At 62.3% G+C, this 23,127-nt stretch carries 23 protein-coding genes; 14 read left to right on the forward strand and 9 right to left on the reverse strand.

All coding sequences use genetic code 11. From position 1 onward, the window contains the following. Positions 1-93 precede the first annotated feature (93 nt). Together feoB and Q0J74_RS04110 are read right to left on the reverse strand one after the other, a co-directional pair. Positions 94-2,184, reverse strand: coding sequence for a ferrous iron transport protein B (feoB, locus tag Q0J74_RS04105; protein ID WP_297211006.1), 2,091 nt, complete (start codon positions 2,182-2,184; stop codon positions 94-96). Further along, positions 2,175-2,417 carry a FeoA family protein gene (locus Q0J74_RS04110; protein ID WP_297211009.1) on the reverse strand — a complete coding sequence of 81 codons (243 nt, stop codon included), beginning with the start codon at positions 2,415-2,417 and terminating at the stop codon, positions 2,175-2,177. Before Q0J74_RS04110 ends, feoB begins: the two co-directional genes overlap by 10 nt. A gap of 219 nt (positions 2,418-2,636) precedes the next feature. Here Q0J74_RS04110 and Q0J74_RS04115 point away from each other — a divergent pair, with 219 nt between their 5' ends. Continuing rightward, positions 2,637-3,998, forward strand: a complete 1,362-nt coding sequence (locus Q0J74_RS04115; protein WP_297211011.1) for an MATE family efflux transporter — start codon at positions 2,637-2,639, stop codon at positions 3,996-3,998. Between the two features lie 125 nt (positions 3,999-4,123). Here Q0J74_RS04115 and Q0J74_RS04120 read toward each other — a convergent pair whose 3' ends face one another. The 3 genes from Q0J74_RS04120 to Q0J74_RS04130 all read right to left on the reverse strand — a co-directional run bounded on the left by Q0J74_RS04120 (position 4,124) and on the right by Q0J74_RS04130 (position 6,964). Beyond that, on the reverse strand, positions 4,124-4,918 hold the full coding sequence (locus Q0J74_RS04120; protein ID WP_297211015.1) for an ABC transporter ATP-binding protein: 795 nt from the start codon (positions 4,916-4,918) through the stop codon (positions 4,124-4,126). Beyond that, positions 4,911-5,861 (reverse strand): ABC transporter permease, encoded by a 951-nt coding sequence (locus tag Q0J74_RS04125; protein ID WP_297211018.1) that lies wholly within the window; start codon positions 5,859-5,861, stop codon positions 4,911-4,913. The genes Q0J74_RS04120 and Q0J74_RS04125 overlap by 8 nt, the downstream gene beginning before the upstream one ends. A 92-nt stretch (positions 5,862-5,953) precedes the next feature. Further along, positions 5,954-6,964 (reverse strand): ABC transporter substrate-binding protein, encoded by a 1,011-nt coding sequence (locus Q0J74_RS04130; protein ID WP_297211021.1) that lies wholly within the window; start codon positions 6,962-6,964, stop codon positions 5,954-5,956. Positions 6,965-7,186: 222 nt separating this feature from the next. On the opposite strand from Q0J74_RS04130, the gene Q0J74_RS04135 reads away from it, so the two are divergent. From Q0J74_RS04135 to Q0J74_RS04150, 4 genes are read left to right on the forward strand one after another with little or no spacing between them, the layout of a single operon-like run. Then, positions 7,187-7,909 carry a WecB/TagA/CpsF family glycosyltransferase gene (locus tag Q0J74_RS04135; protein ID WP_297211024.1) on the forward strand — a complete coding sequence of 241 codons (723 nt, stop codon included), beginning with the start codon at positions 7,187-7,189 and terminating at the stop codon, positions 7,907-7,909. A 1-nt stretch (position 7,910) separates the two neighbouring features. Next, a complete protein-coding gene (locus Q0J74_RS04140; protein ID WP_297211027.1) occupies positions 7,911-8,585 on the forward strand; it encodes a dTMP kinase in 675 nt (224 codons plus the stop codon). A gap of 15 nt (positions 8,586-8,600) precedes the next feature. Continuing rightward, positions 8,601-9,146, forward strand: a complete 546-nt coding sequence (locus Q0J74_RS04145) for a DJ-1 family glyoxalase III (protein WP_297211029.1) — start codon at positions 8,601-8,603, stop codon at positions 9,144-9,146. After that, positions 9,124-9,756: a 5-formyltetrahydrofolate cyclo-ligase gene (locus Q0J74_RS04150; protein ID WP_297211032.1), complete on the forward strand. Its 633-nt coding sequence runs from the start codon at positions 9,124-9,126 to the stop codon at positions 9,754-9,756. The genes Q0J74_RS04145 and Q0J74_RS04150 overlap by 23 nt, the downstream gene beginning before the upstream one ends. A gap of 6 nt (positions 9,757-9,762) precedes the next feature. On the opposite strand, the gene Q0J74_RS04155 is transcribed toward Q0J74_RS04150, so the two are convergent. Beyond that, positions 9,763-9,909, reverse strand: a complete 147-nt coding sequence (locus Q0J74_RS04155) for a hypothetical protein (RefSeq protein WP_297211035.1) — start codon at positions 9,907-9,909, stop codon at positions 9,763-9,765. A 97-nt stretch (positions 9,910-10,006) separates the two neighbouring features. Between Q0J74_RS04155 and mltG the strand changes: the two genes are divergently transcribed. The 8 genes from mltG (at position 10,007) to alaS (ending at position 18,962) form a co-directional block, all read left to right on the forward strand. After that, positions 10,007-11,194 carry an endolytic transglycosylase MltG gene (gene mltG / locus Q0J74_RS04160; protein WP_297211037.1) on the forward strand — a complete coding sequence of 396 codons (1,188 nt, stop codon included), beginning with the start codon at positions 10,007-10,009 and terminating at the stop codon, positions 11,192-11,194. Next, positions 11,184-12,398 (forward strand): peptidase U32 family protein, encoded by a 1,215-nt coding sequence (locus tag Q0J74_RS04165; protein ID WP_297211040.1) that lies wholly within the window; start codon positions 11,184-11,186, stop codon positions 12,396-12,398. Before mltG ends, Q0J74_RS04165 begins: the two co-directional genes overlap by 11 nt. Positions 12,399-12,530: 132 nt before the next feature. Further along, the gene (locus Q0J74_RS04170; RefSeq protein WP_297211043.1) at positions 12,531-13,010 is read left to right on the forward strand and encodes an RNA polymerase sigma factor; all 480 of its coding nucleotides are present in this window, start codon (positions 12,531-12,533) and stop codon (positions 13,008-13,010) included. Continuing rightward, a complete protein-coding gene (locus tag Q0J74_RS04175; protein ID WP_297211046.1) occupies positions 13,007-14,422 on the forward strand; it encodes a hypothetical protein in 1,416 nt (471 codons plus the stop codon). The genes Q0J74_RS04170 and Q0J74_RS04175 overlap by 4 nt, the downstream gene beginning before the upstream one ends. Positions 14,423-14,532: 110 nt before the next feature. Further along, positions 14,533-15,177, forward strand: coding sequence for a hypothetical protein (locus Q0J74_RS04180; protein WP_297211049.1), 645 nt, complete (start codon positions 14,533-14,535; stop codon positions 15,175-15,177). A 67-nt stretch (positions 15,178-15,244) separates the two neighbouring features. Continuing rightward, positions 15,245-15,493, forward strand: a complete 249-nt coding sequence (locus Q0J74_RS04185; protein ID WP_297211052.1) for a hypothetical protein — start codon at positions 15,245-15,247, stop codon at positions 15,491-15,493. Positions 15,494-15,507: 14 nt separating this feature from the next. Further along, positions 15,508-15,963 (forward strand): hypothetical protein, encoded by a 456-nt coding sequence (locus Q0J74_RS04190; RefSeq protein ID WP_297211055.1) that lies wholly within the window; start codon positions 15,508-15,510, stop codon positions 15,961-15,963. A gap of 320 nt (positions 15,964-16,283) precedes the next feature. Beyond that, the gene (gene alaS, locus Q0J74_RS04195; RefSeq protein ID WP_297211058.1) at positions 16,284-18,962 is read left to right on the forward strand and encodes an alanine--tRNA ligase; all 2,679 of its coding nucleotides are present in this window, start codon (positions 16,284-16,286) and stop codon (positions 18,960-18,962) included. A gap of 73 nt (positions 18,963-19,035) precedes the next feature. Here the strand turns inward: alaS and Q0J74_RS04200 are convergent, their stop codons facing one another. From Q0J74_RS04200 to Q0J74_RS04210, 3 genes are all read right to left on the reverse strand, one after another. Next, positions 19,036-19,632, reverse strand: a complete 597-nt coding sequence (locus Q0J74_RS04200; protein WP_297211061.1) for an AAA family ATPase — start codon at positions 19,630-19,632, stop codon at positions 19,036-19,038. Positions 19,633-19,693: 61 nt separating this feature from the next. After that, positions 19,694-20,911 (reverse strand): anti sigma factor C-terminal domain-containing protein, encoded by a 1,218-nt coding sequence (locus Q0J74_RS04205; protein ID WP_297211065.1) that lies wholly within the window; start codon positions 20,909-20,911, stop codon positions 19,694-19,696. Further along, a complete protein-coding gene (locus Q0J74_RS04210) occupies positions 20,908-21,396 on the reverse strand; it encodes an RNA polymerase sigma factor (protein WP_297211068.1) in 489 nt (162 codons plus the stop codon). Before Q0J74_RS04210 ends, Q0J74_RS04205 begins: the two co-directional genes overlap by 4 nt. A gap of 276 nt (positions 21,397-21,672) precedes the next feature. Here Q0J74_RS04210 and gdhA point away from each other — a divergent pair, with 276 nt between their 5' ends. After that, on the forward strand, positions 21,673-23,028 hold the full coding sequence (gene gdhA, locus Q0J74_RS04215) for an NADP-specific glutamate dehydrogenase (protein ID WP_297211071.1): 1,356 nt from the start codon (positions 21,673-21,675) through the stop codon (positions 23,026-23,028). The last annotated feature ends 99 nt before the right edge of the window (positions 23,029-23,127 follow it).

Raw genomic sequence — 23,127 nt, forward strand, 5'->3', positions numbered from 1 at the left:
TCTTTATTTAACTTAAGATTTTCCCAGTCCTCCCCTTCACATGGCGGAGCCTGCCGCGCACCACGCGGCAGGCTCCGTCTGTTTTTTTCAGGCTCACGCCAGGCCCAGCAGCCGGGCCACAGCGGCCACGGAGAAACACAGGAGCATCCCCACCCCGGTGGGCAGGACGACGGCCAGCAGGGTCCATTTCGGGCTGCCGCTCTCCCGGGCAATGGACAGACAGGTGGTGGAGCAGGGCCAGTGAAACAGGGAAAAGAGCAGCGTACACACCGCCGTCAGCCAGGTCCAGCCGTGTTCCACCAGCAGCTGGTGGAGCGCACCCAGCCCCTCCATCTCCTGAATGGTTCCGGTGGAGAGATAGGCCATCAGGGCAATGGGGATGACAATCTCGTTGGCGGGAAAGCCCAGAAGAAAGGCAGTCAAAATCACCCCGTCCAGTCCCAACAGCCGGCCCAACGGGTCCAGCAGGCCGGTAATCCGGACCAGCAGCGTGGCGTCACCCACCTGGACATTGGCGCACAGCCAGATGATCAGCCCCGCTGGCGCGGCCACCGCCGCCGCCCGGCCCAGTACAAAGATGGTGCGGTCCAGGATGGAGCGGACCAGTACCTGCCCCACTCTGGGCCTGCGGTAGGGGGGCAGCTCCAGAGTAAAGGAGGAGGGGACGCCCTTCAGCACCGTGGCGGAGAGCAGCCGGGAGACCAGGAAGGTGGCCAGCACACCCAGCAAAATCACCCCGGTGAGCAGCAGGGCAGCGGCCATACCCGCCCACATCCCCTCCCCCGCCCCCACAAAAAACATGGTGATGACGGCAATGAGGGTGGGAAAGCGGCCGTTGCAGGGGACAAAGCTGTTGGTAAGCATGGCGATAAGCCGCTCTCTGGGGGAGTCGATAATCCGGCAGCCCACCACCCCGGCGGCGTTGCAGCCAAAGCCCATGCACATGGTCAGAGCCTGTTTGCCGCAGGCCCTGGCTTTCTGAAAGGCATGATCCAGCAGGAAGGCCACTCGGGGCAGGTATCCGAAGTCCTCCAACAGAGTAAACAGGGGGAAGAAAATGGCCATGGGGGGCAGCATCACGCTCACCACCCAGGCCAGCACCCGGTAGACTCCCAGCACCAGGGCGCCGTGAAGCCATTCCGGCGCACCCAGCCAGAAGAACAGCTGGCTCAGCCGGTCCTGGAACCAAAACAAAGCCCGGGACAGCAGCGCGGAGGGGTAGTTGGCCCCTTGAATGGTGAGCCACAGCACCCCCGCCAGCAGCAGGAGCATCAGAGGTATGGCGGTGTACCGCCGGGTGAGGAGCCGGTCCAGCCGCCGGTCCCGGTCCTCTGCCGGGCTGCGGCGGACGGTAACCGCCTCCCGGGCCGCCGCCCGGGCCGCATCCAGCAGGGCGGCCACCAGCACGCCGTTAAGCTCCGCCGGGTCCAGGCCGGCGTGGGCCAGCTGCGCCCGGGCGCGCTCCACCTGCGCCCATACCGGCCCGTCCGTCCTGGGGTCCCAGTCCAGGGCGGCGGACAGGGCGTCCAGCAGGCCGGGGTCTCCCTCCAGCAGCCGCAGGGCGGTCCAGCGGGCGGGCAAACGCCCTTTCAGCTTCCGCTCCAGCAGAGGGACCAGCTCCGCCGCGGCAAATTCCACCGGCGGGGGATAGCGTACCGTCAGGGGCGCGGGCGGCTGTTCCCGGTCCAGCGTCTCCTCCACCCGGTCCAGCAGCTCCTCCAGTCCCTCTTCCCGTCCGGCGCAGGTTCCCACCACCGGCACCCCCAGCCGGCGGGACAGGGCGGGCAGATCCACCTGGATGCCCTTGCGCGCCGCCTCGTCCAGCAGGTTGACACACACCACGGTGCGATTTTGGAGCTCCAGCACCTGGAGGACCAGATTCAGGTTGCGCTCCAGGCAGGTGGCATCGCACACCACCACCGCCCCGTGAGCGCCGCCGAAGCAGAAGAAGTCCCGGGCGGCCGCCTCCTCGGCGGAGCGGGCCATCAGGGAATAAGTACCGGGCAGATCCACCAGCACATAGTCCCACGCCCCGTGCCGGCACCGGCCCTGGGCGGTGGTCACCGTCTTGCCCGGCCAGTTTCCGGTGTGCTGGCGCAGGCCGGTAAGCGCGTTGAACAGGGTGGACTTGCCCACGTTGGGGTTGCCCGCCAGGGCCACCACCCGGGTCCGGTCTAATCCCACGGCCCGCCTCCCAGCCGCACACCCGCCGCGTCCCTGCCCCGGATGGCAATAACCGCCCCCCGAATCAGGTAGGCCGCCGGATCTCCGGCGGGACTGACCGCCGTGCAGGTGACGGTGGTACCGGGGATCAGACCCAAATCAAACAGCCGCCGGCGCATGGCGCATTCCGCCTCCACGCCGGCCACCACACCGCTCTCCCCCACCCCGAGGGTGTTGAGAAAACCATGGTTCATATCAAATCCATCTCCTTGTCAAAGGTATGGGAAGGCTTCGTTTCCGCACCTCATTCTATGGCTGTTCCCGTCCGGCCGTGCGGGAAAAGAATTCTCCCCCTTCTTTTGAAAAGAGGTTGACGAACTTTTTTATTTCCGATATAATGAAGAATCAAAGCAAATCTGATGGGTTTTGACCGCAGCCTGCCGCTGCGGTCTATTTTCGGCAGGAGGCAAACCATGTCACAACCAAGCGAGAACAAAATGGGGGTTATGCCCATCAAGCAGCTGGTCCTCTCCATGTCGCTGCCCATGATGGTCTCCATGCTGGTGCAGGCCCTCTACAATGTAGTGGACAGCTATTTTGTGGCCAAGATCAGTGAGGACGCCCTGACGGCGGTGGGCATGGCCTTTCCCTTCCAAAACCTGATGATTTCCGTTGCTGTAGGTACAGGCGTGGGCGTCAACGCTCTGCTTTCCCGCAGCCTGGGCGCCAAAGAGCAGGAGGTCGCCAACCAAACAGCGGAAAACGGTGTCCTGCTGGCTGTCGTCAGCGCAGCTGCGTTTATGGCTGCCGCACTGTTGTTTTCCCGGTCCTTCTTTGTGCTTCAGAAGGCCACGCCGGAGATCATTCAGCAGGGTACGGACTATCTGCGCATATGCGGAGGCCTGTCTTTCGGCCTCTTCCTGGAGGTCATGTTTGAGCGGCTGCTCCAGTCCACCGGCCGCACTTTCTATACCATGATTACCCAGAGCGTGGGGGCGGTCATCAATATCATCATGGACCCGGTTCTTATTTTCGGGCTGGGTCCCTTCCCCCGGATGGAGGTGGCGGGCGCCGCCGCCGCCACCGTACTGGGCCAGATTGTGGCCGCCCTGCTGGCAATCGTTTTCAACGCTGCTTGTAATCATGACATTCAGCTCTCTCTGAAGCGCTTCCGGCCCAGCAGGTGGATCATCCGGCAGATTTACGCCGTGGGTGTCCCCACCATTGTGCTCAACTCCATCAGCTCCATCATGACCCTTGGAATGAATCTGATTCTCATCTCCTTCTCTTCCACGGCGGTGGCGGTCTACAATGTCTATTTCAAGCTCCAGAGCTTTGTATTCATGCCGGTGTTCGGTCTGAACAATGGACTGGTCCCCATCATCTCCTACAACTACGGCGCCCGGAAAAAAGAGCGCCTGGTGGAAGCCATCCGCTTCGGCGTATTGCTGGCAATCGGAATCATGCTGGTGGGTCTGGCCATTATCCAGCTTTTCCCCGCCGCTATTCTGGATATCTTTGAGGCCTCGGCGGATATGCTGCGTATCGGCATTCCCGCCCTGCGGATCATCAGCCTGTGTTTTGTGTTTGCCGGCTTCAACGTTATTGCCGCCTCCTCCTTCCAGGCCCTGGGCAACGGCGTGCTGAGCATGATTGTCTCCATCGTCCGCCAACTGGTGGTCCTGCTGCCAGCCGCCTTTCTTCTCTCTCTCAGCAGGAACCTGGATCTGGTTTGGCTGGCTTTTCCCCTTTCAGATGCCGCCGCTGTCTGCCTGAGCATACTTTTCCTCCGTCACACGTTCCGCACCGTGGTATCCCCCTTGGACAAAAGCTGATTTTCCCCAGAATCTAAAAAATCATGGCGGGATGCCTCTGTGCATCCCGCCATGATTTTTACTCTGTAAAACTCCTGTACGGCGCGGCCGCTGTCCCGTCTGCGGTGGGTTCCAAAGCCAGCGCCTCAGCCTAACAGCAGCTTGTCGTCCGCCTCGTCAGAACCGCTGGCTTTGCTGAACAGCTCCAGCAGCTGCTCCACCGTCAGCTTCTGCTTGGCCTCGCCGGATACATCCACCACCACCCGGCCCTCATACATCATAATCAACCGGTTGCCGTGGGCAATGGCGTCCCGCATGTTGTGGGTGATCATCAGGGTGGTGAGCTTGTCCCGCTGCACAATTTTTTCCGTGGTATCCAGCACCTTGGCCGCCGTCTTGGGGTCCAGGGCTGCGGTGTGTTCGTCCAGCAGCAGCAGCTTGGGCTTTTTCAGCGTGGCCATCAGCAGGGTCAGGGCCTGCCGCTGACCGCCGGAGAGCAGACCCACCTTGCTGGTCAGCCGGTCCTCCAGGCCCAAGTCCAGAATTTTCAGCAGCTCCCGGTACTCCTCCCGCTCGGTCTTGGTAATGCCCGCCCGGAGGGTACGGCCCTGTCCACGGCGGGCGGCCAGGGCCAGGTTCTCCTCAATCTGCATGGTGGCCGCAGTCCCCATCATGGGGTCCTGGAACACCCGGCCGATGAACTTGGCCCGCCTGTGCTCCGGCAGACGGGTCACGTCCTGTCCGTCAATGGAGATGGTGCCGCTGTCCGCCGGGAACACCCCCGCCACCAGGTTGAGCAGGGTGGACTTGCCCGCCCCGTTGCCGCCGATGACGGTGACGAAGTCCCCGTCGTTCAGGGTGAGAGATACGCCGTTCATGGCCCGCTTCTCGTTGATGGTGCCGGCGTTGAAGGTCTTGTAGAGTTCCCGTACCTCAAGCATTCCGGCCCACCTCCTTCCGTACCGCCTTGGTAAAGTAGCGTCCCTTCCAGTAGGGAATGGTGAGGAAAAGGGCCACTACCAGGGCGGTGAGCAGCTTCAGATCCGTGGACTCCAGACCCAGCCGGAGCACAAACTGAAGCACGATATAATAGATGATGGACCCGATGATGGCGGAGAGCAGCTTGAGGGCAAAGTTCTGGAACACCTTGCCCAGCAGCACCTCGCCGATGATGACGGCGGCCAGACCGATAACGATGGCTCCCCGGCCCATATCCACCGTGGAGCTGCCCTGATACTGGGCCAGCAGGCCGCCGGACAGCGCTACAAGGCCGTTGGACACCACCAGGCCCAGCACCTTGCACCAGCTGGTGTTGATTCCCTGCGCCCGGGCCATGCTCTGGTTGGCCCCGGTAGCCCGGAGGGCGGAGCCCAGCTCGGTGCCGAAAAACCAGTAGAGCAGGGCGATCACCACCACTGCGAAGACGGCAAGCAGAAGCAGGGGGTTGTTCAGGCCCAGCTCCCGCACATACCGGGAGGACACCAGCAGCTCCTGCCGGTCCACACTGAGGGCCAGGGTGGCCTTGGTCTTGGCGTTGCCGTCCCCCACGGCCATAATCCGCAGATTGATGGAATACAGGGCCAGCTGGGTGAGAATCCCAGCCAGAATGGCAGGTATACCGCAGGCGGTGTGGAGCAGACCTGTGATCAGGCCGGCCAGCATGCCCGCCGCCACCGCCATCAGCAGGGCCAGCCAGGGGTTCCAGCCCAGGGTGATGCACAGAGCCGCCACCGCGCCGCCGGTGGCCAGAGAGCCGTCCACCGTCAGATCGGCGATGTCCAGAATGCGGAAGGTGATATACACCCCAATGGCCATGATGCCCCAGGCCAATCCCTGTCCGAAGGCGCCGGGCAGGGAGTTGAAAAACGCGAGTAGGACGTCCATGGATTCGCCTCCAAAAGTTTGAAATCTTAAATATTATATCAGTAAAGAGCGGAGAAGGGAAGTCCCTTCTCCGCCCCTTTTATATAATTCGCTCAGGCGATGGGCTCGTAGTCCTCCGGCATGGTCAGTCCCAGGGTCTCGCAGTTGGACGCGTTGTACATCTTGGTCACGTTGGGCGCATACTCCACCGGCATGGTGGAAATGTCCGCTTCCCCGGTGAGAATCTGAGCGGCCATCTGGCCGGTGGTGTAGCCGATGTCGTAATAGCTGATGGACAGGGTGGCCACGCCGCAGCCGGAGCAGATGCCGGACTCACCGGCAATTACCGGCACCCCCGCGGGGATAACCACGTTGGCAATGGTCTCGGTATTTGCGGCGGCGGTGTTGTCGGTGGGAATGTAGATCACGTCGGAACCGTCGCAGGCACTCTGCGTCACAGAGGACAGATCGTTTACATCCGTAAAGGCATACTGGGTGCAGGTATAGCCCATTTTCTCCAGATAACCCTGAATGGTCTCCACCTGATAAACCGAGTTGGGCTCACCGGAGCAGTAGAGCAGGCCCACGTTCTGGGCATCGGGGAACAGCTCCTGGAGCATGGCGGCCTGCTGGTCCAGGGGCGCCAGGTCGGAGGTGCCGGAGATGTTGCCCCCCACGGTCCCCGTCCAGTCGGCAATGTTGAGGGCGGTGGCGTAGTCGGTCACCGAGGTACCCAGAATGGGAATCTCGGCGGTGGCGGAGGCGGCGGCCTGGAGGGGATAGGTGGCGTTGGCCAGGATCAGATCCACATTCTCGGCCACAAAGCCGTCCATAATGGTGCCGCAGTTGGCATACTCTCCACCGGCGTCCTGCTCCTTGAACTCCACCTGATTGGGCAGCAGCTCGTTCAGGGCGTCCTTGAAGCCCTGAGTGGCGGCGTCCAGGGCGTCATGGGTCATCTGCTGGCAGATGCCCACGGTGTAGGAGGCGGTACCCTCGACAGGGGTGGTGCCGCCGGGTTCGTTTTCGGGGGTCTCCGCGCTCCCCTGGCTGCCGCAGGCGGCCAGGGTCCATACCATCAAGCCGCTCAGTGCCAGAGCGGCCAGCTTACTGTGCTTGTTCATGGTCAAGTTCCTCCAATTCCTACCGCTCTTTAGCAATTTTAACGGCTAAAGCGATGCGTTGCGTTTAATTATAGTCACATTTTTTGCCGTTGTCAACGGTGATCTTCACAGAATCTTAACAATCCGCCGCCCCCTTTCTTCGGTTTTCCGCATAGACTTTTGAAAGGGAGTATGGTAAAATGGCTTGAAATTATTCACATGAACCAATCGGAGGCTGTGATTTTGAGGACAGACATATTGGGCGTGGGGTTTGACGACCTGACCCTGGCGGAGGCCAGCACGGCAGGGGCCGCCCTGACGGAGGCGGAGGGATTTCACTATGCGGTGACTCCCAATCCGGAATTCATTCTGGCCGCTCGGAAGGACCCGGCGTTCCGCCAGGTCCTGCTGGGGGCCGACCTGGTGCTGGCCGACGGAGTGGGGATTGTATACTCCGCCAAAATTCTGGGCCGTCCGCTGAAGGGGCGGGTCCCCGGCATTGAATTTGCCCAACGGCTCGTCTCCTGGATGGCCGCCCATGGAAAGCGTCTGTTTCTGCTGGGGGCCAAACCCGGCGTGGCAGAGCTGGCTGCCGCCCGGTTGAAGGCCAGCCAGCCCAACCTTATCGTCTGCGGCACCCATGACGGATATTTTAAGGAGGACGCGCCGGTGGTGGAGGCCATTCGGGCCGCCGCCGCCGACGTGGTGTTTGTCTGCCTGGGCGCCCCCAAGCAGGAGTTCTGGATGGCCAAAAACGGCCCCGCCACCGGCGCCCATCTGATGGTGGGCCTGGGCGGCTCTCTGGACGTATTTGCCGGGGTGGTGGACCGGGCGCCGGCTGGCTTTCAGAAGCTGGGGCTGGAGTGGCTGTACCGGCTGATGAAGGAACCAAAGCGGGCGGGCCGGATGGCCAGGCTGCCCCTGGTGCTGGCATATGCCCTGGGTGAGCGGATGGGGGGCAAATAACATGGCGGGAAAGCTGATTGTGCTGGAGGGAACCGACGGCTCGGGCAAGTCCACCCAGTTCCAGCTGCTGTGCCGGCGGCTGGAGGAGGCGGGGATCGCCTTCCGGAAGCTGGTCTTCCCCCAGTATCAGGAGCCCTCCTCCGCCCTGCTGCGGATGTACCTGAACGGGGAATTCGGCTCCCACCCTTCGGATGTAAACCCCTATGCCGCCTCCACATTTTACGCGGTGGACCGGTACGCCTCCTGGACAAAAGTATGGGGGGACTACTACCGGAACGGCGGACTGGTACTGGCCGACCGGTACACCACCTCCAATGCCGTCCACCAGGCCTGCAAGTTGCCGGAGGGAGAGTGGGAGAATTTTTTCCGCTGGCTGTTTGAGTTCGAGTGCGGCAAGCTGGGGCTGCCCCTGCCCGACCAGGTCTTTTATCTGGACATGCCCACAGAACGGGCGGTGGCGCTGCTCCGCAGCCGGGAAGCGGCCACCCACACCAAAGGGGATATCCATGAGGTGGACACAGACTATCTCTCCCTGTGCCGCCGCACCGCCCTCCGGGCGGCGGAGGCGCTGGGCTGGACGCGTATCTCCTGCGTGGGGGAAACCGGAGAGCTGCGCAGCCCGGAGGATATTCACCGACAAATCTGGACGCTGTTGCTCCAAACCTTGAAAAAATGAAAGGTGCTGTTTATCATGGTAGCGATCTTATTGGGAACCGGCTTTGAGGAGTCCGAGGCCATCGTACCCGCCGACCTGCTTCGCCGGGCCGGGATGGAGGTGGCTCTGGTGGGGGTGACCGGCCCTCAGGTGACGAGCAGCCACAACATCACCGTCACCGCCGATTTGACCCTGGCGGAGCTGGACCGGGACAGCGTGGAAATGCTGATGCTCCCCGGCGGTCTGGGTGGCGTGGAGGCCATCAGCTCCGACCTGCGGGCTCAGGCGCTGATTCAGTACTGCTACGACCACGGCCGCTGGCTGGCCGCCATCTGTGCCGCCCCCACCATTCTGGCCAATTTGGGCCTGCTGGACCGGCGCAACGCGGTGTGCTATCCCGGCATGGAGGATCTGATGGGCTCCGCGGTGGTACAGAAGGGCTGTCCCGTAGTGGTGGACGGTCACATTGTCACCAGCGAAGCCGCCGGCTCCGCCTTCCCCTTTGGCCTGAAACTGGTGGAGATCCTCAGGGGTGCCGCCGCCGCGGCCCAGGTGCGGGATGCCGTCCACTATCACGGCTGAGAAGGCCGCACTTCGGACCCGGCTCCGGACCAGGCTGAGGGGACTCTCCCCGGCGGAGCGGCAGGCGGGTGACGCGCTGCTGCTGGCCCGGTTTTTGTCCCTGCCCCAGGTAGCCCAGGCCCGGACGCTGCTGCTCTATTACGGTGTGGGAACAGAGCCGGACACCGCCCGGCTGCTGGAACCCCTGTGGGCGCTGGGCAAGGCGGTTTGTCTGCCCCGCTGTCTGCCGGGAAACAGCCTGGAGACGCGTCTGATTCAGCGAAGCACGGTTCTGATCCCCCATCATCTCTTTGGTATTCCGGAGCCGGGCCTGGACTGTCCCCTGGTAGAGCCGAGGAAGATTGACCTGGCCCTGATCCCAGGCCTGGCCTTTGACCGCGCCGGCGGCCGGCTGGGCCAGGGCGGCGGGTACTATGACCGGTGGCTGGGGGGCTTTTCCGGTGTAACCGTGGCTTTGTGCCGGGAGCTGGTCTTGTTGGATGGCGTTCCCCGGGCATCTCACGACCGGGGCGTAGATCTGGTGGTGACGGAGCGGAGCCTGTACGGCCCGTCCCTGTCCGGGCAGAGAGAAAGCGGGGCTTGTGGCCCCGCTTGCCTCCGGGATACGTAGCGCCGCTCAGCAGCAGCTGTCGCCGCAACCGCAGGAATTGCCGCAGCCGCAGGAGCTGCCGCCGGCGTTGCCGCAGCAGCAGCAGACAATGATGAGGATCAGGATGATCCACAGGCAGCTGTTGCCGCCCCACCCGTTATTGCCGAAACACATTTGCATCTCACCTCACTTGCTTTGACTGACCCATCTTATGCGGAGGCGGCGGACGCGGTTCCAGGTCCGCCACCGTTTTCTGTTAGGAGTTGAACCGATGTCTCAGGAAGAATATCGCGGGGACGAGCAGTACGAGCGCCCCGCCCACAGCAGCCGCGGAGGAAAGCGGGTGGCTCCCTCCTCCCGTTCGGAATCCCGCACCCCGCCCCGGCGGAAACGCCGGCGCAGGCTGGGCGCCTGGGGTGTGCTGATCTATCTGCTCTTTGTACTGGGCGCCTCCGCCCTGCTGGCGGGGGTGGGCTGGATGTGGGCCAACGACGTGTTGGCCCTCAACAAGCCGGAGCATGTTGCCGCGGTGGAAATCGTGGAGGGGGATACCGTCAGCGACGTGGCGGACAAGCTGAAGGAGCAGGGACTGATTGAGTATAAGTTTATCTTCCAGCTCTTCTGCTCCCTCACCCATGTCTCCGGCAGGGCCGGGGAAGAGGACGCCAAAATCACCCCCGGCACTTACGAGCTGAACAGCGATATGGACTACCGGGCTCTGATCTCCAGCATGGGCTCCTCCTCCGCCAACCGAATGATCACCACCGTCACCATCCCCGAGGGCATGACGGAGGCACAGATCTTCGCCCTGCTGGAGGAGAAGGGGGTGTCCACCGTAGCCCAGCTGGAGGACACCGCCGCCAACTATGACTTCAACTTCTCCTTCCTCAAGGGGGTACAGCCTCTGGGGGACGTAAAACGGCTGGAGGGCTACCTCTTTCCCGACACCTATGAATTTTATATGGGTGAGGACCCGGTCACCGTACTCAACAAGATGATTCTCCGCTTTGACGAAGTTTTCACCGACCAGATGCGGGCCGACATCCAGGCTGCGGGCTACACCATCAACCAGGCGGTGATTATCGCCTCCATGATCGAGAAGGAGACCGACGGCGCCGACCAGGGCAAAATCGCCTCGGTCATCTACAACCGTCTGGAGAACCCCACCAGCGAGACGGCGGGCTACCTGAATATTGATGCCACCATCCTGTACGCCACCGGCGGCACGGAGGTAGACCTGAACGCCGACACCCCCTATAATACCCGCACCCACACAGGTTTGCCTCCCACAGCCATTGCCAGCCCGGGTACCGACGCGCTGAAGGCTGCGGTCTATCCCGAGTCCACCAAGTACTATTTCTACGCGCTGGGTGACGACGGGACCCACTCCTTCTTTACCACCTACCGGGAACAGCAGAGCTTTATTGCCACACAGGAGCGGTATCAGAATGGGGAATAAGATTGAGCTGCTCTCCCCCGCCGGGGATATGGAGCGGCTGCGTATGGCCCTGGCCTATGGGGCAGATGCGGTCTACCTGGCCGGCACCGACTTCGGCATGCGGGCCTTTGCCGGCAACTTCACCCCCCAGGAGATGCGCCGGGCGGTGGCGCTGTGTCACAGCCGGGGGGTCGCCATCCACGTCACGTGCAACACCATGCCCCGCAACGACGAAATGGCCCGGCTGCCGGAGTGGTTGGAATACCTCCAGGACCTGGAGGTGGACGCGGTGATCCTGGCGGACGTGGGGGTTCTCTCCCTGCTGAAGCGGTACGCGCCCCGGGTGAAGGCCCACATCTCCACTCAGGCCAGTATCTCCAACTACCAGACCGCCGCGGCCTGGTACGACCTGGGCGCCAGCCGGGTGATCCTGGCCCGGGAGCTGTCCCTGGCGGAGATTGCCGAGCTGCGGGCCAAAACCCCCAGAGCGCTGGAGCTTGAGGCCTTTGTCCACGGGGCCATGTGCGTCAGCTACTCCGGCCGGTGCCTGCTGTCCAACTATATGACCGGCCGGGATGCCAACCGGGGGGCCTGCGCCCAGCCCTGCCGGTACAAATACGCCCTGATGGAGGAGCAGCGCCCCGGGGAGTACTTCCCCATCGGGGAGGACGAGGGGGGCGCTTTCATCCTCAACTCCCGAGACATGTGCATGATCGACCACATTCCGGAGCTGATGGAGGCCGGTCTGGACTCCCTGAAAATCGAGGGCCGGGCCAAAAGCGCCTACTACGCCGCCATTGTTACCGCCGCCTACCGTCACGCCGTTGACGCGGCGGCGGAAGGCAGGCCTATGGAAGCGGTATGGCGGGCAGAGGTGGAAAAGGTGAGCCACCGGCCCTACTCCACCGGCTTCTATTTCGGCCAGCCGGGCCAGCACACCGGCGATGCCCGGTACATCCGCCAGTGGCAGGTGGTGGCGGTGGTCACTACCTGCGACGGCGAAGGGAACGCCATCCTCTCCCTGCGGAACAAGTTCTCCGCGGGGGACGAGCTGGAGCTGATCGGCCCCGGCGTGGCCGCCACACCCTTTACCGCCGGCGAGATGGCCGACGGCGAAGGTCTGCCCCTGACCCAGCCCCGCACACCTCAGATGCTGTTCCGCATGAAGCTGCCCCGGCCGGTACCCCCCCTGTCCATCCTCCGGGCCTGCCGGGAAAATTCCTGAAAAAAACGAAGCTGTCGAAAAACGGCGGGGCCTCCTTTTCGGCAACCTGACGTCCAGGCGAAATTTCGCCTGGACGTTTTTGTGACCGCAGCGCAGGTCCAATCGTTCTATGAGAGAAAGGAGGGGGGAACGATGGAGGAAGAGCAAAAGCGGCGCTTTGAGCAGAGCTACGACACATACGGAGCCATGGTGTACCGCCTGGCTATGGTGTACCTGGGCCGTCAGGCTGACGCGGAGGACGTGACTCAGGAGGTATTTTACCGCTTGCTGCGGAAGGCCCCGGCTTTCCCCGACCAGGAGCGCGAAAAACGGTGGCTGTTCCAGGTGACGGCCAATTTGTGCAAGGACCAGCTGAAGGGGTTTTGGCGAAAACGGACGGCGGCGCTGGAGGCGGAGTTCCCGGAGGAGCGGCCGGAGGACCGGGCCGTGCTGGAGGCCGTCCTGGCCCTGCCGGAAATCTACAAGGGTCCCATCCACCTCCACTACTACGAGGGGTACTCGGTGGCGGAAACGGCGGAGATTCTGGGCCTGTCCCCCTCGGCGGTGAAGATGCGGCTGATGCGGGGCCGGGAGCGGCTGAAGCTGGAGCTTGGAATGGAGGAACTGGTATGAATCTGGATGAATACAAAGGCGCGCTGGACCGTCTGACGCCCGCCCCTGATCTGAAAGACCATATTCGGGATACCCTGGACGCCCCCGCCCCTGCCTCCCGTCCCCGAAAGCGGCGGGCGGGCCTCGCCGCCCTGGCGGCGGCCGCGGCGGTGGCCTGCACCTTCCTGGTGGCTATGGCGGCCAGCCCTCAGCTGCGGACGGCCGTACTCATCCTGTTCCGGCTGGAGGAGGCCGAGCAGGTACCCGCCCCCACCGGCGGCACGGCGGAGACGCCGGAGCTGACCCAGAGCACCATCGGCCGGCAGGTGGAGGCCCAGTACATTTCCCTGCCCGCTGGATTCGGGTGGAGCTATGGCAACGGGGTGCTGTACCAGGCCGAGCGGGCCGACGATGGCTCCATCCTGGCCTTCCACTACTGGACCGTCGGGGCAGACGGGCTCATCCCTCTGGAGACCCACACCACCGAGTTTACCGCCGTGTGGGACGGGGTGACCTACACAGACACGGTCTACTGGTGTGAATACGGGGGAGAAATCTCCTATTATAACAACGGCACCGCCGGTATGGCCCTGGACTATGACTGCACGGTTTCCGCCCTGGTGGGATGCACCGGCAAGGCGCTCCTCACCCTGAGTCAGGGCAGTCAGATTGATTACCGGGCCTATCCGGTGCTGCTGGACCTGGACACCGGGGAAGTCACCGGTCTGCTGGACGGCACCGGCTGGGAGGTGGCCGCCCCTCTCACCCAGGTGCAGTGGGCGGACGATTTGTCCGCCGCCATCCTGTCCGGCGACCGGACGGGCTGGTTCTACTGCGACCGAGATGCCAACACCACCGTCAGCCTCAATGAACGCACCGGGCTGGAGGTGTTCAGCGCCTACTTTGCCGATGACAGCACCCTGATCCTGCTCACCCTCTCCGGCCCTGACGGAGACTGCTGCGACATCTGGACCTGGCAGCCAGACAGCGGCATCCTGACCCAGACCTTCTCTGAGCTGCCCGTCTATCAGCGGCATGAGGAGCAGTCCTGGGGCTTCCAGTTCTTCTTCGGCGGCGGACAGGGCATTTACGCGGCGGAGGATGGCACGGTATCCGTCCTGGACCTGGTCACCGGAGAAACCACCGCTGTGGAGGGCTTCTCCCTGGCCCAGTGGGACGCGCCTACCTTTATCGCCAATTTCACCGGCACCAAGGTCCTGTTTGCCAGCCACGGCGGCCAAGCCGACGGGCTGGGCATCTCCAGCCTGGGGGTGATGGATTTGGAGGCGGGCGCCTTCACCCTGCTGGACCGGGACAGCGGGGCCGGTCTCCATGAGGCCAGCCTGGGCTGGTTTGATGAGAATCGGGTGGCCATCTGGGGCTATGCCTCGGAGGACTTCACCCAGTCCTGCCTGTATCTTTACCGCTTCTGATTTTCCTGCGCCCCTCCCGTCCCGGGAGGGGTATTTGTTGTTTTTCAATAAAATTATATTGACTTACATGGTTGTCTGTGGTAGGATGACCCCGAAAGGAGGGGTACGCCATGACGCCTTCCCCCGCCTCCCGTTTCGGGGGCTTTGCCGCGGGACACTTTGTGGTTACCGCCATTTGCGCCCCTGTGTTATTCTGCCTGCCCTACTTCTTTGATGCTGATCTCACACCCCTTGGGTGTCTGTGGATGATGGCCCTCTACATCCCGGCGGGATGGGTGGTGTCCATTGTCCGGGGCTGGGCGCGCCCTTCGCCCAAGGCGGGGATGAAGGCGGTGCTCTATCCCGCTCTGTTTGCCTGGGGGTGGGCTTTGGCGGGGTGGCTGCTGACCTTGAAGGGCCAGTATCTCCCGCCTCTGGGCGCGGTGGGCATCTATATGCTCCTGTCCACCTATTTCCTGGCTGCCCCCTCTTTCGCCCTGATGCTGATTGCCTTGAATCAGGTGGTGGATGTCACCGACTGGAGCAGCTTCGGCCTCACCTGGTATCTGTGCATTTTTCTGGCAGGGCTGCTGCCGCCGCTGCTGTTCTTTCTGGGGTCTCTGCTGCCCCACCGGGTAAAGGAGGTTCTCCATGAAGAAAAAACGGAGCACAATTGCTGCGGGAATCCTTCTCCTGGTATGCCTGATAATCCTGTGGACGGGGAGCCGTTCCAGCCAGGCGGGAATCCGGCAGTTCGTCCTCTCCCACCAGGCTGAGCTGGAGGAAATCGCAGCCGACTGCCTGAACCGGGGCAGAACGGCGGAGCGGTATAAAGGCGTCGAGGTGGAGGGCATCTACCCCGGTACATCTCCCATCATGCAGTTTTATACCGGCGGATTCGGACTGGTACCCTCCGCCGCCTATTGGGGCTTCTACTACTCGGAGAGCGGCCAGCCCGCCGCCTACCAGAACGTGGACATGGAGCTGGTACCCATCTCCGAGAACGAATGGACCTGGAGCGACGGCACGGATAACGGCGGGGTGACCCAGCGGATCGACACACACTGGTTCTCCTACAAAGCCTGGTTCTGAAACGGAGGTTTTTGATGAAACGAAAGCATATCCTTCTGACCGGCCTTGTGTGCCTGCTGCTTCTGGTGGGCTTCATCGGCTGGCAGCTGCTGTCTAGCTATACCCTGACGATCCGCCTGAACTGGGGCATTTCCATCCCCTTTCTGGCCCGCACCGCACCCTATTATGAAAAGGATTCCGGCCCCAGTTTTCTCGGGGACGGCATCCGGTACCATGTATTCTCCTACCAGTACGAGGACTTCATCGACCAGATGTTTGCCTGGGCCAGTGTAGACCGGGAGACCATCTACTATGACAGCCTCACCCAGGCCGCCGAAACCTGGCTGGATGAGATCGAGGTCCCGGCTGAATACCGCCCCGACTATGATGCTTGTTCCAGCTGGTATGGCTCCAAGTCGGACAACAGCGAGATCATCTTCTACTGGGATGCGGAGCGGAACCTGCTCTACTGCCTGGAATCCTTTCTCTGACCGTCTGGTTCCCGTTTCCCCGGAAATGGCGGTTGACAACGGCGGAAAATGTGATAGAATAACATGGTTAAATGCAATGACGAAGCCCAGCGGACCACGGCGCGCCCAGCGAGAGGGGATGGTGAAAGCCCTCCGCGATACGGGTCCGTAAGCCACTTCACCAGCCGCCCGGGAGGACCGGGACGCCTCATCCCCGTTATCGGATGCAATGAGATGCGTCCTTTGGACGCAGATCAGGGTGGTACCGTGGAGTAAACCTTGCTCCGCCCCTGACGTGGGGGCGGGGCTTATTTTTTTGCAGAAAGAGGAGATTGAGTCACATGCCCAAGAAATTCGGCCTGAACGAACTGCGGGAGATGTTCCTGTCCTTTTTTGAGACCAAGGGACATCTGCGCCTGCCCAGCTTTTCCCTGATCCCCCAGAACGATGCCTCCCTGCTGCTCATCAACAGCGGCATGGCCCCTATGAAGCCCTTCTTTACCGGGGAGCAGGAACCCCCCCGCCGCCGGGTGACCACCTGTCAGAAGTGCATTCGCACCGGGGATATTGAGAACATCGGCCACACCGCCCGCCACGGCACTTATTTTGAGATGCTGGGCAACTTCTCCTTCGGGGACTACTTCAAGAAGGAGGCCATTCACTGGGCCTGGGAATTTCTGACCAGCCCGGAGTGGGTGGGCCTGGACCCCAACCGGCTCTACCCCTCTGTATTTGCCGGCAATGAGACCACCCCCGCCGACGACGAGGCCTTCCGCATCTGGAATGAGGAGATCGGCATCCCCGCCGACCGGATTTTCAAATTCGGCAAGGAGGACAACTTCTGGGAGCACGGCTCCGGCCCCTGCGGCCCCTGCTCCGAGATCTACTATGACCGGGGAGAGCAGTGGGGCTGCGGCAAGCCCGGCTGCACCGTGGGCTGCGACTGCGACCGGTATATCGAGGTGTGGAACGTGGTGTTCTCCCAGTTTGACAACGACGGGGAGAACCACTACACCGAGCTCAAGCAGAAGAACATCGACACCGGCATGGGTCTGGAGCGGCTGGCCTGCGTATGCCAGGACGTGGCCTCCCTGTTCGATGTGGACACAGTGATGAACATCACCAACAAGGTGAGCGAGATTACCCACGCCCACTACGGCGAGAGCCAGGCCAAGGACGTGTCCCTGCGGGTTATTACCGATCACATTCGCTCGGCCACCTTCATGATCTGCGACGGCGTGCTCCCCTCCAACGAGGGCCGGGGCTACGTGCTGCGCCGTCTGCTCCGCCGGGCCGCCCGCCATGGCAAGCTGCTGGGGGTTAACGACCCCTTCCTTTACCAGGTGTGCGACACCGTCATCCACGAAAACGAGGGCCACTACCCCGAGCTGCTGGAGCGGCAGGACTATATCACCAAGGTTATCCGTACCGAGGAGGAGAACTTTGCCCGCACCATTGACGGTGGTCTGAAAATTTTCAACGACATGCTGGCGGGTCACAAGAACAAGGGAGAGCAGGTTTTCTCCGGCACCGACGCCTTCAAACTGTACGACACCTACGGTTTCCCCATTGACCTGACCATCGAGATGGTGGAAGAGCAGGGGATGCGCGTGGACCAGAAGAGTTTCCAGCAGCTGATGCAGGAGCAGAAGGAGCGGGCCAGAAAAGCCCGGGAAGCCCTGGGTGATTTGGGCTGGGCCGGCGTGGAGTTCGGCAAGGATGTGCCTGAGACCCAGTTTGTGGGTTACGGCAGCACCGCCATCGACGACGCCCGCGTGGTGGCCCTGGTGGTGGAGAATGAGCAGGCCGAGGCGCTGATGCCCGGTGTGGAGGGCATTGTGGTGCTGGACAAGACCCCCTTCTATGCCGAGATGGGCGGCCAGGTGGCCGACCACGGCCAAATTGCCGTCTCTGGTGAAAAGGGCTGCCGCTTCCAGGTCACCGACGTGCAGAAGAACAAGGGCGGCAAGTATATGCACTACGGCAAGATGGTGGAAGGGTCCTTGAAGGTGGGCGACACCGTCCAGGCGCAGATTGACAGTCAGCGCCGGCGGGCCATCATGCGGGCCCACTCCGCCACCCACCTGCTGGACAAGGCCCTGCGCACCGTGCTGGGGGATCACGTCCACCAGGCAGGCTCCCTGGTGGAGGAGGACAAGCTGCGCTTTGACTTTACCCACTTCTCCGCCATGACTGCCGAAGAGCTGGGCCAGGTATCGGCCATGGTCAACGAGGCAGTGTTGGCGGGCTATGACATCCACACCGACGTGCTGCCCATCGAGGAGGCCAAGCAGCGGGGTGCCATTGCCCTCTTCGGCGAGAAGTATGGCGACACCGTCCGGGTGGTGGATATGGGTGAGGGCTACTCCGTGGAGTTCTGCGGCGGCACCCACCTGGACAACACCGCCAAAGTGGGCGTCTTCCACATTGAGAGCGAGTTCTCCGTGGCCTCCGGCGTCCGCCGGATTGAGGCCACCACCGGTGCTCAGTCTCTGAAAATTATGAACCAAAACCAGCAGAAGCTGTTTGAGGCCGCCGCCGTGCTCAAGACCAAGCCCGGCGAGCTGCGGGAGAAGGCGGAGCAGACCGTGGCTGAGCTGCGGGAGCTGCGCCACATAGTGGAGAAATTCCAGGCCAAGGAGGCCGCGGGGGAGACCGAGCGCTTCCTGATGGGCTGCCGTCCGGTGGGAGATCTCAAGGTGCTCACCGCCACCCTGCCCAATGCCGATGCTCAGAAGCTGCGCCAGATGGGGGATATGCTCCGAGAGAAGCAGCCCAACATTGTGGCCGTCCTCTCCGCCGTCAGCGACGGCAAGATCACCTTCCTCACCGTTTGCGGCAAAGACGCGGTATCCCACGGCATCAAGGCCGGCGACCTGGTGAAGCAGGTCTGCTGCTGCTGCGGCGGCAAGGGCGGCGGCAAGCCGGACAGCGCCATGGGCGGCGGAAGTGATGTCCTCAAGCTGGACGATGCTTTGGCCAAGGTAGACGACTATGTGGCGGAAAAGCTGGGCGTGTAAGCCGCCCTTGCGCTGACTGGCATAAAACGGACCCGCGGAACTTTGTTCCGCGGGTCCGTTTTATATTTATCCCTTATTCTTCGCCTAGGATGGCCCGGGCAGCGGCCTGGATGACATCCACCGCCACATCAATGCCGATACGGCTGTTTACGCACAGGTCGTATTCCCTGCTCTGTCCCCAGCGGCCGGTGGCAAAGTAGTTGTAGTAGGACGCTCTGGCCTTGTCCTGCCGGATCACGTAGCTCTCCAGGTTGGACTCCGTCACACCGTACTCCTCTCTGGCCCGTTTGATGCGCTGATCCAGCGGCGCGTTGACAAACACCTTGAGCACGTGGGGCTCTTCCCGGAGGATATAGTCGGCGCAGCGCCCCACGATAACGCAGGATTCCCGGGCGGCGGCGGCCTTAATCACCTTGGCCTGGGCGATAAACACCTGATCCGGCACCGATGGGGTGGCCACCGTGGTATACAGATCATACAAAAAGCTGTTGGTGGGCCGCTGATGCTCCGTATCCCGGATGAAATTCTCCGAAAAGCCGGTTTTTCTTGCCACCTCGGTAATCAGTTGCTTGTCATAAAAGGTGATCCCCATCTTTTCTGACAGCCGTTTGGCAATGAGCCGTCCACCGGAGCCGTATTCCCGGCCAATGGTGATAACGATGTGCTTCATAAGAACACCTCCTGTCCTGACTTTAGTATAATACAGTTTAAGGCATTCGTCAAAGCACTTTTTACTGTCGGATATCGGTGCTGCCGGAATAGCGGGAGGGCAGCACCTGCTGAATGGCCAGGCCGTCGATCACGCCGTCCTCCCACATCTGGAGCAGCGCCGAGGGCTGGGCATACACCAGAGCGCCGTAAATCTCCACCCCGTTTTCCGCCACATAGTCCAGCACCCCTCCGAAATCCAGGCTGTCCGCAGGCCCGGCCAGGGCCTCCACCGCCTCCGGCCGCTCCGCCAGGTAGGCAAGCAGGATGGTAAAGTGCTCCTTGGCGGCGGCACCCTCGAACTGGGCCTTGCCTGTCTCAGAGAAGCTGCGCCCCGCCATCTCCTCCCTCATCTGGGTATAGGAGAACATGGGGTATTTTTCTGTATCCGGCGCGGCTCCCAGGTAGGGGCAGTCCTGGGTCTGGTAGCCGATGAGCCGCTGGTCTCCCTCCGCCGCCCGCACGGCAGCCCACCGGAAGGAGAGGGTACCCTCTCTGCGGTAGCCGGAATAGGCCTCCTCCAGCCGAGCAAAGCCGATGGGGTTGAGCTGCTCCGGAAAATGGACCCACACCGCCAGGTAGGAGGTCTCGGGCAGCTGGAGCAGGTAGTCCACCTTCTCCTGCCCATAGCCGCTGCCACTTAACTTTTTCCCCTCCCCGGCCATAAGCTCCATGACCAGCAAATCAAAGCCGCTCTGCATAGAGGGCGTAATCCAGCCTCCGCTCCCATATTCACCGGGGTCCATGGTTCGACTGATTTGCCTCTGCTCTCCCGTCAGCCAGTCCTCCGTTTTATAGGTGAGGGCGTACTTCCCAAAGCCCAGGGACTGGGCCTGGACGTCCCCCACCGTCTGGCCCGGCATCAAGAGGCTGTACAGAGCGGTCAAATCATAGGTGGCGTCGCTGTACTCCTCCTGGCCCACGGTCTGGGCGTTGGGCTGATAATGGAAGGAGGATACCAGGGGATTGACCACAAACTGCACCGCCAGCACCGCCGCAAGCACGATGGCCGCGGCCCACAGGGCGGTGCGCCGCAGCCGGCGGTTCACGGTCCGCTTCACCTGCTTTACCTCCGCGCCGGAGGTGGACAGGGCTCCTTCGCCCCCCTCCAGCGCCTCCAGGCCCTCCGCCAGATAGTCGGCGATGGCCTCACTCTTCTCCAGCTCCGCCTCCACCAGCGCCCGCTCGGCCTGAGTGGCGGTGCCGTCCTTGTATTTCTCCAGCAATTCCCGGAACGTCATACCATTCCCTCCAATCTGCCTTTCAGCTTCTTTCTGGCCCGGCACAGCATGGTCCGGGCCGCGCCGGGGGTGATGCCCATGGCCGCCCCCACCTCTTTCAGGGAGAGCTGGCCGTAATAGTAGAGCGTGATGATTTCCCTGTCCAGGGGGCTCAGCTGCTGCACCGCCTGATAGACCGCCCGCCGGGTCTCCTCCCGGAGCAAGTCCTCCAGCAGGTCCCCCTCTCCGGCCATTTTTTCCAAGTCAGGGGGCTCGTCGGCCAAGTGCCTGCGGCGGCGGCACTGGTCCAGCCACAGGTTGCGGCACACCTTGAACAGCCACCCCTTCCAGCCCTCCGCCCCTCCCTCCAGGGAGAGCAGAGCTCGGCAGAAGGCCTCGCTCATCAAATCCTGGGCCTGGGTCCGCTCCTGACAGAGAGAATAGGCGTAGAGGTACAGCTCTCCGGCATACTTGCGGTAGAGCTCCTCCAGTATATTGGGCTCCACGTCTCTCCCCCCCTTCATCCAATAAACGCACCGGCGCGGAAAATGTTACATCCCGTCATTCCGTTGCACGCTAAAGCGCCCATTGGTGCAATACTTGCGAGTTTTCAACAAAGTCCTCCCGCTTTTTTGCAATTAAAAAATTTTTACTTGCATTTTCGGGGGCAACGCATTATAATAACACCATCATGTTTGAGCGGGTACCGCGGCGCCGCTCTCAGTGTATCAAAATCCGGCCGGTCCGTCCACAAGGGCCGCCACACAAAGGGGTTTGGCAGTATGGCATTTACGATCACGAATTCTTATCTCCAGGGCGTATATGAGGATGTCTGCAAGAAGAACGCCCATGAGCCGGAGTTTCTCCAGGCGGTGGGTGAGGTGCTGGAGACCCTCCAGCCCGTGTTCAACCAGAAGCCCGATTTGGCCAAAACCGGCATCATCGAGCGGATGGTGGAGCCTGAGCGCAGCCTGCTGTTCCGGGTATCCTGGGTGGACGACCACGGCAAGGTCCAGGTCAACCGGGGCTATCGGGTGCAGTTCTCCACCGCCATCGGCCCCTCCAAGGGCGGCCTGCGCTTCCACCCCTCCGTCAACCTGTCCATCATCAAGTTCCTGGGCTTTGAGCAGGTGTTCAAGAACTCCCTCACCAGCCTGCCTCTGGGCGGCGGCAAGGGCGGCGCCGACTTTGATCCCAAGGGCAAGAGCAACAATGAGGTCATGCGCTTCTGCCAGTCCTTTATGACCGAGCTGCAGCGCCACATCGGCCCCGACACCGATGTACCCGCCGGCGACATCGGCGTGGGCGCCCGGGAAATCGGCTACATGTTCGGCCAGTACAAGCGCATCCGCAACGAGTTCAACGGCGTGCTCACCGGCAAGGGCCTGACTTACGGCGGCTCCCTGGCCCGTACCGAGGCCACCGGCTACGGCCTGTGCTATTTCACCGACGAGATGCTCAAGGCCGCCGGAAAGTCCTTCCAGGGGCAGAGCGTGGTTATCTCCGGCTCTGGCAACGTAGCCATCTACGCCAACCAGAAGGCCACCGAGCTGGGCGGCAAGGTCATCGCCATGAGCGACTCCAACGGCTACATTGTGGACGAGAACGGCATTGACTACAAGGTGATGCAGGAGATCAAGGAGGTCAAGCGGGCGCGTATCAAGACCTACCTGGAGTACGTTCCCACTGCCAAGTATTACGAGGGCTGCCAGGGCATCTGGACCGTTCCCTGCGATATCGCCCTCCCCTGCGCCACCCAGAACGAGCTGCCCCTGGAGGGGGCCAAGGCTCTGGTGGAGCACGGCTGCTTCGCCGTGGCCGAGGGCGCCAACATGCCCTCCACTCCCGAGGCGGTGGCCTACTTCCAGGAGCACGGCGTGCTGTTCGGGCCTGCCAAGGCGGCCAACGCCGGCGGCGTGGCCACCTCCGGTCTGGAGATGAGCCAGAACTCCATGCGTCTGAGCTGGACCTTTGAGGAAGTGGACCAGAAGCTCCACGGCATTATGACCAACATCTACCACAACTCCGCCAAGGCCGCCGAGGAGTACGGCATGCCCGGTAACTTCGTGGCTGGCGCCAACATCGCCGGCTTTATGAAGGTGGCCGACGCCATGATCTGGCAGGGTGTTTCCTACTAATTGGAACGTCTGTAACAATATGACTGCTTTCCCAGGGAGCTGCGGCAATGCCGCAGCTCCCTTTGCGTCGGCCACCGGACCCCATCGCAGATGGGGCGG

This window comes from uncultured Flavonifractor sp. (assembly GCF_944387675.1).
Classification (GTDB): domain Bacteria; phylum Bacillota; class Clostridia; order Oscillospirales; family Oscillospiraceae; genus Flavonifractor.

Excerpts from the sequence above, each read along its gene's own strand:
- alaS (WP_297211058.1), top strand. The coding sequence starts at position 16,284 with ATGCCCAAGAAATTCGGCCTGAACGAACTGCGGGAGATGTTCCTGTCC.
- Q0J74_RS04125 (WP_297211018.1), bottom strand. The coding sequence starts at position 5,861 with ATGGACGTCCTACTCGCGTTTTTCAACTCCCTGCCCGGCGCCTTCGGA.
- Q0J74_RS04165 (WP_297211040.1), top strand. The coding sequence starts at position 11,184 with ATGGGGAATAAGATTGAGCTGCTCTCCCCCGCCGGGGATATGGAGCGG.
- Q0J74_RS04175 (WP_297211046.1), top strand. The coding sequence starts at position 13,007 with ATGAATCTGGATGAATACAAAGGCGCGCTGGACCGTCTGACGCCCGCC.
- Q0J74_RS04140 (WP_297211027.1), top strand. The coding sequence starts at position 7,911 with ATGGCGGGAAAGCTGATTGTGCTGGAGGGAACCGACGGCTCGGGCAAG.
- Q0J74_RS04115 (WP_297211011.1), top strand. The coding sequence starts at position 2,637 with ATGTCACAACCAAGCGAGAACAAAATGGGGGTTATGCCCATCAAGCAG.
- Q0J74_RS04150 (WP_297211032.1), top strand. The coding sequence starts at position 9,124 with ATGCCGTCCACTATCACGGCTGAGAAGGCCGCACTTCGGACCCGGCTC.
- Q0J74_RS04155 (WP_297211035.1), bottom strand. The coding sequence starts at position 9,909 with ATGTGTTTCGGCAATAACGGGTGGGGCGGCAACAGCTGCCTGTGGATC.
- Q0J74_RS04205 (WP_297211065.1), bottom strand. The coding sequence starts at position 20,911 with ATGACGTTCCGGGAATTGCTGGAGAAATACAAGGACGGCACCGCCACT.
- Q0J74_RS04170 (WP_297211043.1), top strand. The coding sequence starts at position 12,531 with ATGGAGGAAGAGCAAAAGCGGCGCTTTGAGCAGAGCTACGACACATAC.
- Q0J74_RS04120 (WP_297211015.1), bottom strand. The coding sequence starts at position 4,918 with ATGCTTGAGGTACGGGAACTCTACAAGACCTTCAACGCCGGCACCATC.
- Q0J74_RS04200 (WP_297211061.1), bottom strand. The coding sequence starts at position 19,632 with ATGAAGCACATCGTTATCACCATTGGCCGGGAATACGGCTCCGGTGGA.
- Q0J74_RS04110 (WP_297211009.1), bottom strand. The coding sequence starts at position 2,417 with ATGAACCATGGTTTTCTCAACACCCTCGGGGTGGGGGAGAGCGGTGTG.
- gdhA (WP_297211071.1), top strand. The coding sequence starts at position 21,673 with ATGGCATTTACGATCACGAATTCTTATCTCCAGGGCGTATATGAGGAT.
- Q0J74_RS04145 (WP_297211029.1), top strand. The coding sequence starts at position 8,601 with ATGGTAGCGATCTTATTGGGAACCGGCTTTGAGGAGTCCGAGGCCATC.
- Q0J74_RS04180 (WP_297211049.1), top strand. The coding sequence starts at position 14,533 with ATGACGCCTTCCCCCGCCTCCCGTTTCGGGGGCTTTGCCGCGGGACAC.
- Q0J74_RS04130 (WP_297211021.1), bottom strand. The coding sequence starts at position 6,964 with ATGAACAAGCACAGTAAGCTGGCCGCTCTGGCACTGAGCGGCTTGATG.
- Q0J74_RS04190 (WP_297211055.1), top strand. The coding sequence starts at position 15,508 with ATGAAACGAAAGCATATCCTTCTGACCGGCCTTGTGTGCCTGCTGCTT.
- mltG (WP_297211037.1), top strand. The coding sequence starts at position 10,007 with ATGTCTCAGGAAGAATATCGCGGGGACGAGCAGTACGAGCGCCCCGCC.